The sequence below is a fragment of the Streptomyces fulvoviolaceus genome (assembly GCF_000718165.1).
Taxonomy (GTDB): Bacteria; Actinomycetota; Actinomycetes; order Streptomycetales; family Streptomycetaceae; genus Streptomyces; species Streptomyces fulvoviolaceus.
This window is the reverse complement of the sequence record NZ_JOEY01000033.1, coordinates 84,089-97,449: the sequence shown is the minus strand read 5'-3', so window position 1 is coordinate 97,449 and position 13,361 is coordinate 84,089. Positions and strand designations below refer to the sequence as shown.

Genomic DNA, 13,361 nt, shown 5'->3' with positions numbered 1-13,361 from the left:
ACGACCGCGCCTGGGGTCCGGTCCCCAGGCGCGGTCCGTCCGGGATCAGTGCTTACGGCACCTGTTGACGTCGATCCGCACGATCTGCGGGTCGTGGTCGCTCGCCTGGTCGGAGAACTCCGCGTTGATGTGGACCACGTCGTAGTCGAAGGCCGTGATCGCCGGCGTCGTCAGCGTGTGGTCCAGGGTCTGGGAGTTGCCGTCGTAGACGTAGGTGTAGCGCTCGGCGGCGGGGAGGGTCGTGATCAGCGGGGTCAGGACCTTGCCGTCCGTCAGGGTCGTCACGGTCTGGCTGAACTCGAAGTCGTTCAGGTCGCCCAGGACCACCGCCTTGGCGTTCTTGTCCGCCGTGAGCAGGGACTTGACGAAGGTGTTGACCTCGGCCGCCTGGGCCGCGCGCTGGGTCTCCGAGCTGCGGGCGGGCTGCTGGTAGCGGCTGTGCAGGGGCTGGTCGCCGCCCTTGGAGGTGAAGTGGTTGGCGATGACGAAGACCGACTCGCCGTGGAAGAGGAACTCGCCGACCAGCGGCTTACGGCTGTTGTCCCACGCGTCGCTCGTCGGGTTGATGCGGCCCGGGGAGTAGGTGAGCTGCGCGCCCTTTCTCGTCTTCACCACGCTCGTGGCGGTGGTGGCGTCGCCGCCCGCGCGGTCCGCGAACGAGACCCGCTTCGGGTTGAAGAGGAAGACCTGACGGATGTTGCCGCCGGGCTCGCCACCGTCCTGGTTGTTCTCGGGGGAGACGTAGCGCCACGAGTAACGCGGGCCGCCCGCCGCGCGGATGGCGTCGGTGAACTTCGTCAGCGTCGCCTCGGAGGTCAGCGTGCCGTCGTTGGTCGCGCCGTTGTCGTCCTGGATCTCCTCCAGGGCCACGACGTCGGGGGAGTTGAGGTTGACCGCGACGCCCGCGGCGAGACGGTCGAACTTCTCCTGGTCGTCGAGCGCGTCCAGGTTCTCGACGTTGTACGTCGCGACCGCCAGCTCGTCGCCCTTCTGGCGGCGGGTGACCTCCTGCTTCAGGCCGTTGTCGACCAGGGTGCCGAGCTGGGTGGCCTGGAGGATGTAGCCGCCGTAGGTCGAGTAGTCGAGGGGGCCGGTGGTCGTGCCGGACAGCTCGTCGCCCACGTTCGCCACGGGGCTCGTGGTGTCGAGCGAGGCCACCTTCACCCGGCCCGTGTTGGGCTGGTCGTAGGAGGAGTAGACGGTGCCGCCGCGCGTCGTCGCGTTCTCGTCGGGCTTGACCGTCACCCACAGCTCGTCGTAGTCGTCCGTCGCGCCGACCACGCGCGCGTCGGTGAACGTCGTCCGCATGCCCTCCACGGACTCGTAGAAGTCCAGGGCGTAGGTGGTGGGTTCGAGCGCGAGCGAGTCGATGCTGCCGCCTGCCGCGTCGGGCGTGTACGCGTCCGGGACCGTCGTCGCGTCCAGCGTCACGGCGTCCGGGAGCGTGTTGCCGCTCGATAGGACGGTGACCGTGGGGCCGGTGATCTCGGTGACCGACTGGCTGGTGCTGCTCGGGTAGTACTCGGTGACCTTGCCGGTGACCAGGACCGAGTCGCCCACCGCCACGGTGGGTGCGGCCGAGCCGGTGTAGACGAAGACGCCCTCGCTGGTGCGGGCGTCGGTGTCGGCCGTCGGGTCCTGGATCCAGTAGCCCTTCGAGCCGGCCGTGCGGACGCCGGTGACGACGCCGGGGACACGGGTGACCGTCTGGCCCGCGTACGGGGAGAGGCGGGTGGTGCCCTGGATGTCGTGGACGCGGACCGTGCCCGGGTCCGTGGAGCCACCGCCGTCTCCGTCACCGTCTCCGTCGCCCGAATCCGGGACCTGGCCCGCCGAGTTGACCGGCGCCGGCGTCCCGGACGTGAGGTCCGTCGCGTTGTCGTCGGTGTCCGTCAGGGCGGCGGACCGGGCCACGGAGGCCGTGTTGGAGGCGCCGGTCGCCGGGCCCGTGCCCTCGCGGACGACCGCGCTGCCGTAGCCCACGAGGTCGACGACGCTGGTGTCGGCCGCGCAGTCCGCGGCGGTCTTGCAGGTCAGGGCGGTGGTGCCGGAGACCAGGGCGATCGTGCCGCTGGTGGCGCTCATCGCGACCGAGCCGGTGGCGTCGGCGGTGGGGAGTGCCGTCGTACCGCCGCTGCCCGCGCCCTCCGCGACCAGGTAGTTGGCGCCGGGGGCGACCGAGCCGCTGAGCGCGGTCACCTGCCACTGCGAGGAGGAGGACGGGGAGCCGGGCAGGTACTGCACGCTGTAGCCCGACAGGTCGTAGGCCGCGGAGCCGAGGCCCGCGAGCTCGACGAAGTCCCGGGTGAGGGTGGCGCCCGAGTTGCCTCCGCCGCCGTACACCTCGGAGATCACCACGGTGGTGGACGGGGTGGCGAACGCGGCCGGGATCGCGGTGAAGGCGAGTGCGCCGGCCGCGCTCACGGATATGAGCGGGTAGGCGGCGCGGCGGGTGCGGGATCTTCTTCCCTCGGGGCTGGACACGCTGGCGGTCTCCTCGGATCGGACGGCGGTGCGGTGGTGTGTGGGGGGACCGTGGGGAGTCGGCTCAAGTTACGCGCGTAGAAAGGAGGGCGCCAAGGGGTCGTAGGTTAATTCCTGGGAACAGTCGAGTTCCGTTGAACAACGGACGAGTATGAACACGTACTCCCAAGTACCGACGAGAGAACGGTTGTCGAGTGGGGAAAGCGCCGGGTTCGTCCTTAACCAGCAACTGGCGGGTGGCCCAGCGGCTGCGCGCCATCGTGCTCATTCCCGTCATCGTCACGCTGGTGCTCGGCGGCTTCCGGGTGAAGCAGGCCGTGGACACCTATCGGGAGGCCGACGACGCGGTCCGGGTGGCCGAACTGGTGCAGACCGCCAACAAGTTCGCCAGCGACGCGATCAACGAACGTGATCTGTCGGTCGTTCCGCTGCTCCAGGGCGACACCGACTCCAGTGTCGTCGCCAACGCCCGCAAGATCACCGACCAGGACATGGCCGCCTTCGACGAGGCGGTGGAGCGCATGCCGCAGAGCGCGCGCCTGCTCAGGCGGGTCGCGGTGGTCCAGAGCGGTGAGAAGCAGCTGGCGGGGCTGCGCGAGGACGCGTTCACCTCCCGGCTGCCCGGTGTGCAGACCGAGGAGAAGTACCACCTGATCCAGCACCCGTTGATGGAGCTCGCGAACGAACTCGGCTTCGGCAGCAGCAACCAGGCCAGCTTCGGCCGGGCCCTCTACGCCATCTCGCTCACGCAGGCGGCCGAGTCCCTGAACCGGGCCATCGGCACGCACCTCCTCGCCGAGGACCGCAGCTCCCTCGCGGAGGGTGAACTCCAGAGCCAGCTCGCCGCCTTCGCCTCGTACGGCTATCTCCAGGAGGTCGCGCTCCAGGAGTTCGCCGGCGCCGCCACCGACAAGGACCAGGCCCAGCTGCAGAAGGCGTTGGCCGCCGCGAGGACCGAGGGTCAGCGGCAGGTCACCGAGGCCGCCGCTCAGGCCGAGGCGGCCGGGGAGACCTTCGTGACCCCGCCGAGCATGACGAAGATGATCAGCGAGATCGCCTCGGGGAAGTCCGCCACGGAACTCGCCGCCCAGGGCATCACGACCGAGTCGTTCTTCGCCGCGTCCACCCTCGCCTTCGACGCGTACCGCGACGTCGAGGTCTACCTCACCGACACCGCGCTCGCCAACGCCGAGGACATCGCCGACGACGCGCGCCGTGACGCCGTCGTCAACTCTGCGGTCGCCCTCGCCGCCGTCCTCGCCGCGTTCCTCGTCGCCGCCGCCGTGGCCCGCTCGATGAGCACCCGGATGCGGCTCCTGCGCAGCTCCGCGTTCCAGATCTCGGGGCAGCGCCTGCCGGCGCTGCTCGCCCAGCTCTCCCGCTCCTCGCCCGGGCGGATCGACACGCGGATCGAGCCGATCCCGGTCGACACCAGGGACGAGATCGGGGAGGTCGCCCGCGCCTTCGACCAGGTCCACCGCGAGGCGGTCCGACTGGCCGCCGAACAGGCCGTGCTGCGCGGCAACATCAACGCGATCTTCACCAACCTCTCGCGCCGCAGCCAGTCGCTGATCGAGGGCCAGCTGACCCTGATCACCGACCTGGAGAACAACGAAGCCGACCCGGACCAGCTGGAGAACCTCTTCCGCCTGGACCACCTGGCCACCCGTATGCGCCGCAACGGCGAGAACCTCCTCGTCCTCGCCGGCGAGGAGGCCCACCAGCCGTGGGTGCGGCCGCTCCCCGTGGTCGACGTGCTGCGCGCCGCCTCCTCCGAGGTCGAGCAGTACGAGCGCATCGAGCTGGACGGCATCCCCGAGGCCGAGATCCACGGCCGGGCCGTGAGCGACCTCGTGCACCTGCTGGCCGAACTCCTGGAGAACGCCACCGCGTTCTCCTCGCCCCAGACGAGGGTCCGCGTCACCGCGGCCCGGCTGCCCGACGGCCGGATCATGATCGAGATCCACGACAAGGGCATCGGCCTGACCACCGAGGACTTCGCCGCCCTCAACCACAAGCTCGCCAACCCGCCCACCGTGGACGCCGACATCTCCCGGAACATGGGCCTGTTCGTGGTCGGCCGCCTCGCCGACCGGCACGGTATCCGCGTCCAGCTGCGCCCCTCGCGCGAGCAGACGGGCACGACGTCACTGGTCATGCTGCCCCACACGATCATCCAGGGGGCGGCGGAGACGACGGCCTTCGGCGAGGCTGCTTTTGGTGACCCCACCGATTTCGCCGCCGGCTCTCTGGACGAAGCACAGCAGCACTTCGCCGCACTCGCCGCGGCCACCGCGGAGCCGCCCACCGGTGCCGGGTTCGGGCGTCACGAGGCCTGGGATCAGCCGGCGACGGATCCGATGGGCCGATTCCTTCAGCGCGAAGAGCTTCGCAGGCACGCGGAACCCGGTGCGCAGCAACAGCAGCCGGGGCGCGGGTAGAGGCCGCGTCCTACGGCCGGAGAGCAGGCTGAGGCGAACTGACCTGGGCGAGAAGGGTGGTTCAGAACGAGAGCCGTGAGGACGCTGCGCCCGCGAGCCGCGAGCCGCGAGCCGCGAGCCGCGAGGCTACGAATCCGGGAGGCTACGAATCCGGGAGGGACCGGAAGCAGGCCGCCGTGACCTCGAGCGCCTCGGTCAGTGAAGTCACCTCGCGCCGGAATTCGACCGCTCCCCCGACCACTCGGTAGTGGCCTTCCGAAAGAGGAGTGATCTTCGCAAGGTCGGATGCCGGGTCGAACGGATTCCGGCTCAGCATCAGGCTCCTGTGGCTGATGTCCGGATAGAACATCCGCAGCTCGGGGTGTGCGTGGGCGGCCTGAAGGAACGGGCGATCACGCAGATGCCATTCGCTGGACAGGAGCTGGCGCCACTTCGTGGGGGCAGGGTCACCGTCCTCGAACGCCTGGTTCAGTTCACTCCAGCTCATGAACGGGAACCGGTCGTGCAACTCCCGCAGACGGCCGCCCCGGCGCCACAGGTCCGCCACCCCCACCACCGCGGCGAGATCGTCCGTCCAGCCCTCCGACCAGGCCAAAACACCGGGGAGGCAGATCCGTACGAGGAATCCCTCCCCCGGGCGCAGGACCACGGCCACCTTGTCGCGATCGGCGCTGATCTCGGCACCGGCGGCCCATCCGGACACAGCGCGTATCTGGCCCAGGTCGATGCCCTGGGCCAGTGCGACGAGCTCCATCCGCCGGACCAGATCCGCAGGCGACGCCACATCGGGATCGCCCGCGGCCGGCAGCTCAGCCTCTTGGTCGCCTGCGGCTGCCATGACCGCCCCCCGGATTCGATGACTCGGACGGACACGATATGCCGGTCCGTGTCGGGATGGTTCACGTCCGCCGGCCGGCGTGGGTGTCATCGTGGTGCCATGACCATCGAGGTTCGTCCGGCTTCGGTCTTCGAGGATGTTCGTGCCGTGATCGGCCCGAAGTCACCCTCGGCCAACGTCTGCTGGTGCCTGAGCTACCGGATCCCGTCCAAGCTCAACAACGAGCTTCGCGGGCCGGACCGTGGTGAGTACGTCGCCGGGCTGTGCCGTGCGGAGACCCCTCCCGGGGTGCTCGCCTACGACGGTGACGAGCCGGTCGGCTGGGCCGCCGTGGCGCCGCGCTCGGAGACGTCCTTCGCGCGCAGCCGCAAGATCCCGTACGTCGACGACCTGCCCGTCTGGTCGCTGTGGTGCATCCGCGTGCGCCCCGGGCACCGCAAGCAGGGGATCTCGCACGCCCTCATCGCCGGCGCGGTCGAGTTCGCCCGCGCCCACGGTGCCCCGGCGATCGAGGCGTACCCCCTCGACAACGGCGACGCCAAGGTCGACCTGACCACGGCGTACGCCGGGCTCCGCAAGAACTTCGAACGCGCCGGGTTCGTCCACGCCGCCGACACCACCTCGGTGCCGGCCGGTCATCCCCGGATCCTGATGCGGCTCGACCTGCGCTAGGTTGACGGTCCGAATCGGGTTCGTCGACGCGCTGGTGGCTGGGAGGCGTGTCTCCTCGACGTGCCCGATGGAGACACCCGTGTCATACCGTTCCCTGCTACGCGCTGCGGGGGTTGGCTTCTTCCCGCTGGGATTCCTCGCCCGACTGCCGTATGCGGCTTCAGCCCTTTCCACGCTCTGCCTGTTGCAGGCGTCGACCCGTAGTTACGCCTTCGCCGGACTCGCCAGTGCGGCTCAGAGCATCGCCATCGCTGTGGGTGGTCCGCTGATCGGGGCGCTCGCCGACCGGTACGGTCACCGGGCGGTGGGGGTCGCCGCCGCGATCGCCAACTTCTGTGCCTGGGCTGCCCTGTTGGCCGTGAGCCAGGGCGGTGGCAGGGAGAGCATGCTGGTTGCGGCCACTGTCGTGGGGCTGACTCAGCCGCCGGTGGGGCCGCTCGTGCGCGTGCACTGGTCGCGTCTGCTGCGTGCGCGAGACGAGCAGCACCATCTGTTGTCCACGGCCCTGTCCTACGAGGCGTCCGCGGACGAGGTGAGCTTCATCGCCGGGCCCGCGCTCGTCGGGGCGCTGATGGCGGTCGGTCCGCTCGCGCCTGCCGTGGCGGTCATGTCGCTGATCGCCGTCAGCACGCTTCCTTTTGCTCTGTTCTACGCTCACCGGTCCCCTTCGGGGGAGCAGCGCAAGCCGCATCCGTCGCGTCTGCCGCGTCGCCCCCTGGCCGTCATGGTCCTTGCCATGGCCGCGATGGGGGCGATCTTCGGCGCGGTCCAGACGGCCGTCACCGTCTACGCCGACACGATCGGCAGGCCCGGCGTCTCGGGGCTCGTGTACGCCGAGTTCGGCATAGGCAGTGCCCTGGCCGGCGCCGCCTGCGCGTGGCTCCCGCGACGGTTCGGCTTGCGGGCCCGGTACGTGTCGTTCGCCGCGGTCCTCTTCGTCGGCATGCTGGTCCTCTTCGCCGGGGCCCGGCTGGTGTCCCTCCCCGCCGCCGTCGCGCTGGCGAGCTTCACCGTCGCGCCGTACATGATCAGCCTCTACGCCCTGACCGAACGGCTCGCCCCCACGGAACGGGCCACCGCCGCCATGACCATCCTCTGTGCCGGCGGTCCCCTCGGAACGGCCGCCGGACAGGCCGTGTCAGGCGGCCTCGCCGAGACCTACGGCGTCGACGGCGCCCTGTCGGTGGCTCTCGCCGTCGGGGCCGGTGCGTTGACGCTGGCGCTCACGTGTGGGAGGCGGCTGCCTTGAGCGTCTCGATGACGCGCCGCCGAGTTCCGCTCGAACCGCTCACCCGCGTTCTGCGGGTGGGTCGGCCGCCCTAAGGGCCGGTCGGCGGGGCGACGACCAACTCGCTGTCCGGGTCGTGGGCGATCCGCGGAGGGCCGGCGACGATCATGGTGGCCCGGGCCCACGGCTGTTCTCGCAACATGAACGGCAGTTCCTCCAGCAGCCAGTTCGCCACGTGCTCCAACTGCTCGGGGGAGTCACCGTCACGGACGACCGACAGGCGCTCCTGCTCATCGAGGTCGCCCTGTATCCACACCGAGGCGTCCAACCACGGGGCGAGCTCTTCGCGGACGATGCCGGTGCCCTCGACCCAGATGAAGTCGGCACCGGCGGGGACGGTGATCGATCCGGGCCGGTCGTGGGTGATCCAGGCATCGGGGCGGAAGTCCACCGCCTCACCCCGGTGCAGGGGTTGCAGGATGTTCTCGACGAGCACGGCGCCCCAGTCGAAGTAGGCGTGGTTCCAGGCGATGTCGTCGGTGTGCACGATGGCGGAGTCGGGCACCACCTTGCGCAGCCGCTCGGCCAGGGTCGTCTTGCCGGCGCCGCCCCGGCCGTCGATCGCGATCACCCGCGGACGTCCGGTGACGTCGGGGGACGCATCGCGCAGCTGCCGGACGGCGTCGAGCACGGACACCACTCGCCAGCCAACGGCCTCGGTCTCGCCTGGGTGCAGACGCATCGGATGACTCCCGAACTCATGTGCCGGAGAAGGACGGTTCCGCCACTGCCGGTGCGGAGGACGGGCGGGGGCTCGCCCTCGTGCGGGTCCGCGCCGACCTCTGGGGCCGGCAGCCGCTCTCCCGAAACGGCAATCGGGGCAAGTACGTATGGTGCGACCTGGCCTAGTGTGGCGACATGGGTGTCGACCTCTTCGCGGGCATTCCGGTCAACGACTACGCCGCCGCGCTGGCCTGGTACGAGCAGTTGTTCGGCTCCTCGCCGGTGTTCTTCCCGAACGACAAGGAGGCCGTGTGGGAGATCGCGGAGCATCGGTACGTGTACATCGAGCACCGGCCGGGGCGGGCGGGCCATGCCCTGCACACCGTCTTCGTCGGCGATCTCGATGACCGTGTCGCCGCGATCGCCGACCGCGGCCTGAAGCCCACCCAGCGCGAAACGTACGCGAACGGCGTCCGGAAGGTCACCTACCATGACCCGGACGGCAACGAGATCGGGTTCGGCGGTGGTCCGGTCTGACCGGCCTGCTCGTGATAGCCGCCGCGCTGTGGGGCGTGATGGCGGGGACGCTGCTTCCGCGCGCGGTCTACCGGTTCTCCGTACCGTCCGGTGAGGACTGGCGGGACCAGTGCCCCGGCGGCCATGCGATCCGCGGGTGGATCGGCCCCGCACGGTGCGGGGGCTGCACCGCCGTAGCCAAGGACAAGGAGTCGTACGGCCCCGGCACCCCCGTCCTCGCCACCGCCACCGCCCTCCTCTGCGCCGCCCTCGCCGCCGCCACCGACACCCGCCCCGAACTGGCCGTCTGGCTACTGCTTGCCCCCGTCGGCGTGCTGCTCACCGTCGTCGACTTCCGGGTGCAGCGGCTGCCCGACGCGCTGACCCTGCCGCTCGCGGCGGCCGCGCTCGCGCTGCTCGGGCTGGTCGAGTTCGTGCCCGAGCACGCCGGGGAGTGGACCACCGCGCTGCTCGGCGCGCTCGCCCTCGGCAGCGCCTTCTTCGTGCTGTTCCTCATCAACCCCGGCGGCATGGGCTTCGGCGACGTGAAGCTCGCGCTCGGGCTGGGGGCCGTCCTGGGGTGGTACGGCTGGCCGACGGTCATGCTGGGCACCTTCGCCGCGTTCCTGTTCGGGGCCCTGTACGGCGGTGCCCTCGTCGTGGCGCGGCGGGCGGGGCGCAAGACAGCGATCCCGTTCGGGCCGTTCCTGATCGCGGGGGCGTACGTCGGGCTCCTGATCGGCGCGTATGCCGCCTGACGTCGGGCCTGTCGGAGGGCTGGCGTAGGCTGGCCGGGTCCGTCCACAACCCTTGACGAAAGGGACGCTCCCGGTGACCGAGAAGGCCGACCTTCAGTCCGTCCTCGACCGAGCCGCCGCGGGTGGACGTATCACCCCAGAGGAAGCGCTCGACCTCTACCGCGACGCCCCGCTGCACGCGCTGGGCGCCGCCGCCGACGCCGTACGCCGCCGTCGGTACGCCGGTACCGAGCACATCGCGACGTACATCATCGAGCGCAACATCAACTACACGAACGTGTGCGTCACGGCGTGCAAGTTCTGCGCCTTCTACGCGGCTCCCAAGGACGCGGCCAAGGGCTGGACCCGCGACCTGGACGACATCCTGCGGCGGTGCGCCGAGACCGTGGAGCTGGGTGGCACCCAGATCATGTTCCAGGGCGGGCACCACCCGGACTACGGCGTCGAGTACTACGAGAAGCACTTCTCCGCCATCAAGCAGGCCTTCCCGCAGCTCGTCATCCACAGCCTGGGGGCGAGCGAGGTCGAGCACATGGCCCGGATCTCGAAGGTCGGCGTCGAGGAGGCGATCCAGCGCATCCACACCGCCGGTCTCGACTCCTTCGCCGGCGCCGGTGCCGAACTGCTGCCAGCCCGGCCCCGCAAGGCCATCGCCCCCCTCAAGGAGAGCGGCGAGCGCTGGCTGGAGATCATGGAGGCCGCGCACAACCTGGGCGTCGAGTCGACCTCCACCATGCTCATGGGCACCGGCGAGACCAACGCCGAGCGCATCGAGCACCTGCGGATGATCCGTGACGTACAGGACCGGACGGGCGGCTTCCGCGCCTTCATCCCGTACACCTACCAGCCCGAGAACAACCACCTGAAGGGCCGCACGCAGGCCACGCTCTTCGAGTACCTGCGGATGATCGCGATCGCCCGGCTGTTCATGGACAACATCGCCCACATCCAGGGCTCCTGGCTGACCACCGGCAAGGAGGTCGGCCAGCTCTCCCTGCACTACGGCGCGGACGACCTCGGCTCCATCATGCTGGAGGAGAACGTCGTCTCCTCGGCCGGCGCCAAGCACCGCTCCAACCGGATGGAGATCATCGACCTCATCCGCAAGGCGGATCGGGTTCCGGCGCAGCGGACCACGACGTACGAGCACATCGTCGTCCACGACGACCCGGCCAACGACCCTGTCGACGAGCGGGTCATGTCCCACATCTCATCCACGGCGATCGCGGGCGGCACGGCTCATCCGGAGCTGAAGCTCCTCGCTTCCAACTGACCTGCCCGTGCTGACGATTCACGCGGACTCCAAGGGCCGGGCGCTCGCCGTCAAGGGCGCCTGGATCGCGGACTCCGGGTCGCTGGACGAGCTCGTCGCCGTCCATCCGGGCGCGCGGGTGCGGAAGTGGCCCGGCATCCTGACGCCCGGGCTGATCAACCTCCACGGCAACGAGCTGCTGGAGGAGGCGTACCACCCGGATCCGCGCGAGGCCGACGAGCTGGGCACCGAGCCGATCACCGGGGACGCACTCGCGGCCCTCGCCATGGACGACGCCCGCTGGGGTGCGAGCGCCCGGCGCGGGGTACAGCGCATGCTGGCGCACGGCACGGTCCGGGCGGCCTGCGAGGAACTCCGCAACCGCGCGGTGCGGGACGCCGTGCACCGCTCCGGCGTGGCGGTCATGGGCCGGATCGGGCGCCCGGGCGGCGTACCGGCCCTGGACCCGTATGCCTCGGGCCGGCCGGTGGAGTTCGCGTCCCCGAGGGAACGGAACTCCTCAGCCAGGTTCGCGGTGTTCGACGTACGGGATGAGGCAGAGCTGGTGGAGCGGGGAGCGGGGACGTGCGTGGCTACGGTGGCCGAGGGCCGCTTGGTGTACCGGCGCCGCTGAGGTTCCTCAGGGGCGCGGGGAACTGCGCGACCAGCCCCCACCGGCCCGCAGATCAACTACCGGCGAACGCCTCCCCGAACGCCCCCGCGTCCTGCGTAACCCCACTGCAGTTGGTCAACGCGTCATCCTCATCAGAGTTCCCCGACTCACACTGCTGGTCCCGGAAGGTCGACCACATCGACACCCAAGCGATCTCCTTCTCCTCCGCGAATGTCCTCACCTGAGCCGCGTCGGACAACGAGAACGACTCACCGTCGACATCGTTCGTGCCGATCATCGAGGTGAGCGCCATCCCCTGCCAGGCGCCGGAGTCGGACGTACCGAAGACGCCCATCAGCTGCGTGTGCGCCGCCTTCGCGGCCGTGACGGCGTAATCGCCCATGTCGTCGTCGTACGACTCGCCGTAGTTCATCGTCATGAGGTTGATCGTGGAGACCTGTACGGCGCTGTTGTTGGCGGACTCCAGCAGGGCGACGCTGTCGTCGTCGAGCCCGGACGGCATCACCGGGAGCGTGAAGGAGACGGTCAGGTCGCTGCGCTCCTCCTGGAGCAGCGCGATCGCCTCCGAGCGCAGGTCCACCGAGTCGGAGTCGGTCAGCGCGTCGCCCTCGACGTCGAAGTCGGCCTGGGTGGAGTCGGCCGCGTCGAGCGCCACGCCGTACGCCTCGGCCAGCTCGGACGCGCTGTCGCAGGCCTCCGCGAGCTCCTTGCCGGAGGCCCCGCCGAACGAGACGCGGACCGTGGCGCCGTCCTCCGTGAGCTGCGAGATACGGGACTTGACCGTCGAATCGCCGATGGCGTGCGAGTCGTTCCACGTCGGTGTGCAGTCGCTGCCGTCGGCGATCACGAAGGCCAGGTTGTACGTCGTCGGGGAGCCGGCCGAGTCGTTGTCGGAGGCCTCGGTGGCGCTGACGTACGGGGCGTACGAGGTGGCCGACGACGAGGCCTCGGACGTGGCCGTGCTCGACGTTTCCGGCGCCGTGGACGCGGCGTCCGACGTGCTGTCGGATTCCGCGGAGCAACCCGCGGTGGCCAGGGCAAACAGGCAGGTCAACCCGGCCGCCGGCCTCAGGAAACTCCGCATTGTGTATGCACCCTCTCCCGTGATTTCCGTCTCAGGATGGAAACAAAGTGTGTTTCCGCAGTGGAAATGTCTCACACACGGCTGAGCTTCATGAGGACAGGATTTGAACAGGAGCCGCACAGGCGCATCGGGTTGAATCGGATTATTCGGGTGGGGATACCGGACAATCAACTCCTTCCCTCCCGGCTCGCGTTGCGCAGTCGTTCGTGGAACCTCTCAGGAAGGAGACAGGTTAAGGCGTTTCTCATGGGCGCCTCACATGAATTCCTGAGTTTGGGGCACATAAAGGCTCCCTAATATCCGGGGAATGCATTCCGAGACTGCCATCGAAAACCGCGCCGCCGAGACCGCCGCGCGCGGTCGCCGCCGCAAACGCGGCAACGGGTCCGCCGAGGGGCCTGTGTTCGTTGACAACTCCGGACGCCGCTCGAAGCTGCTGCGCCGGATCGGCATCCTCATGGGCGTCCTGTGTATGGGGTACGCGGTCGTGCTGGGCCTGGCCTTCATGGGCATCGGCATGTCGAGCCCGACCTCGCTGCTGCCCTTCGGCGGCGGCAACGCGGGCCCCCAGAACTCCGGCCCCGGCGGCGTCCAGCCGCAGGGCGGTGTCGGCACTCCGCCCGTGAAGCCCTCCGGCACCCCGCCCACGGGCACCGCCACCGGCGAGCCGCCGAGCTCCGCCCCGACCGCGTCCGCCTCCGCGTCCGCCGACTGACGGGAACGCAGCCACC

12 protein-coding genes are annotated in these 13,361 nt (G+C 70.0%); 8 read left to right on the top strand and 4 right to left on the bottom strand.

Going from position 1 to position 13,361, the window contains the following annotated elements; translation table 11 throughout:
* Window positions 1-45 precede the first annotated feature (45 nt).
* Entirely contained in the window at window positions 46-2,424 is a 2,379-nt protein-coding gene (locus IG08_RS0132415; protein WP_078655840.1) for a lamin tail domain-containing protein, read from the bottom strand.
* Window positions 2,425-2,720: 296 nt separating this feature from the next.
* Between IG08_RS0132415 and IG08_RS0132410 the strand changes: the two genes are divergently transcribed.
* Complete coding sequence (locus tag IG08_RS0132410) at window positions 2,721-4,925, top strand: sensor histidine kinase (protein ID WP_078655833.1); 2,205 nt, start codon at window positions 2,721-2,723, stop codon at window positions 4,923-4,925.
* A gap of 142 nt (window positions 4,926-5,067) precedes the next feature.
* On the opposite strand, the gene IG08_RS0132405 is transcribed toward IG08_RS0132410, so the two are convergent.
* Window positions 5,068-5,763, bottom strand: a complete 696-nt coding sequence (locus IG08_RS0132405; protein WP_158812305.1) for a DUF6193 family natural product biosynthesis protein — start codon at window positions 5,761-5,763, stop codon at window positions 5,068-5,070.
* A 99-nt stretch (window positions 5,764-5,862) separates the two neighbouring features.
* On the opposite strand from IG08_RS0132405, the gene IG08_RS0132400 reads away from it, so the two are divergent.
* Complete coding sequence (locus IG08_RS0132400) at window positions 5,863-6,435, top strand: GNAT family N-acetyltransferase (RefSeq protein WP_030610662.1); 573 nt, start codon at window positions 5,863-5,865, stop codon at window positions 6,433-6,435.
* 79 nt (window positions 6,436-6,514) lie between these two features.
* On the top strand, window positions 6,515-7,684 hold the full coding sequence (locus IG08_RS0132395) for an MFS transporter (protein ID WP_078655839.1): 1,170 nt from the start codon (window positions 6,515-6,517) through the stop codon (window positions 7,682-7,684).
* A gap of 70 nt (window positions 7,685-7,754) precedes the next feature.
* On the opposite strand, the gene IG08_RS0132390 is transcribed toward IG08_RS0132395, so the two are convergent.
* On the bottom strand, window positions 7,755-8,405 hold the full coding sequence (locus IG08_RS0132390) for a uridine kinase family protein (RefSeq protein WP_030610657.1): 651 nt from the start codon (window positions 8,403-8,405) through the stop codon (window positions 7,755-7,757).
* Between the two features lie 176 nt (window positions 8,406-8,581).
* Between IG08_RS0132390 and IG08_RS0132380 the strand changes: the two genes are divergently transcribed.
* The 4 genes from IG08_RS0132380 (at window position 8,582) to IG08_RS0132365 (ending at window position 11,546) form a co-directional block, all read left to right on the top strand.
* On the top strand, window positions 8,582-8,923 hold the full coding sequence (locus IG08_RS0132380) for a VOC family protein (protein WP_030610653.1): 342 nt from the start codon (window positions 8,582-8,584) through the stop codon (window positions 8,921-8,923).
* Window positions 8,924-8,961: 38 nt separating this feature from the next.
* Window positions 8,962-9,660: a prepilin peptidase gene (locus IG08_RS0132375; RefSeq protein WP_078655832.1), complete on the top strand. Its 699-nt coding sequence runs from the start codon at window positions 8,962-8,964 to the stop codon at window positions 9,658-9,660.
* A 73-nt stretch (window positions 9,661-9,733) separates the two neighbouring features.
* A complete protein-coding gene (gene mqnC, locus IG08_RS0132370; RefSeq protein WP_030610648.1) occupies window positions 9,734-10,933 on the top strand; it encodes a cyclic dehypoxanthinyl futalosine synthase in 1,200 nt (399 codons plus the stop codon).
* Window positions 10,934-10,940: 7 nt separating this feature from the next.
* Entirely contained in the window at window positions 10,941-11,546 is a 606-nt protein-coding gene (locus IG08_RS0132365; protein WP_030610646.1) for a hypothetical protein, read from the top strand.
* Between the two features lie 52 nt (window positions 11,547-11,598).
* On the opposite strand, the gene IG08_RS0132360 is transcribed toward IG08_RS0132365, so the two are convergent.
* Window positions 11,599-12,630: a chitinase gene (locus tag IG08_RS0132360; RefSeq protein WP_030610644.1), complete on the bottom strand. Its 1,032-nt coding sequence runs from the start codon at window positions 12,628-12,630 to the stop codon at window positions 11,599-11,601.
* A gap of 307 nt (window positions 12,631-12,937) precedes the next feature.
* Between IG08_RS0132360 and IG08_RS0132355 the strand changes: the two genes are divergently transcribed.
* Window positions 12,938-13,345 carry a hypothetical protein gene (locus tag IG08_RS0132355; protein ID WP_030610642.1) on the top strand — a complete coding sequence of 136 codons (408 nt, stop codon included), beginning with the start codon at window positions 12,938-12,940 and terminating at the stop codon, window positions 13,343-13,345.
* Window positions 13,346-13,361: the final 16 nt, after the last annotated feature.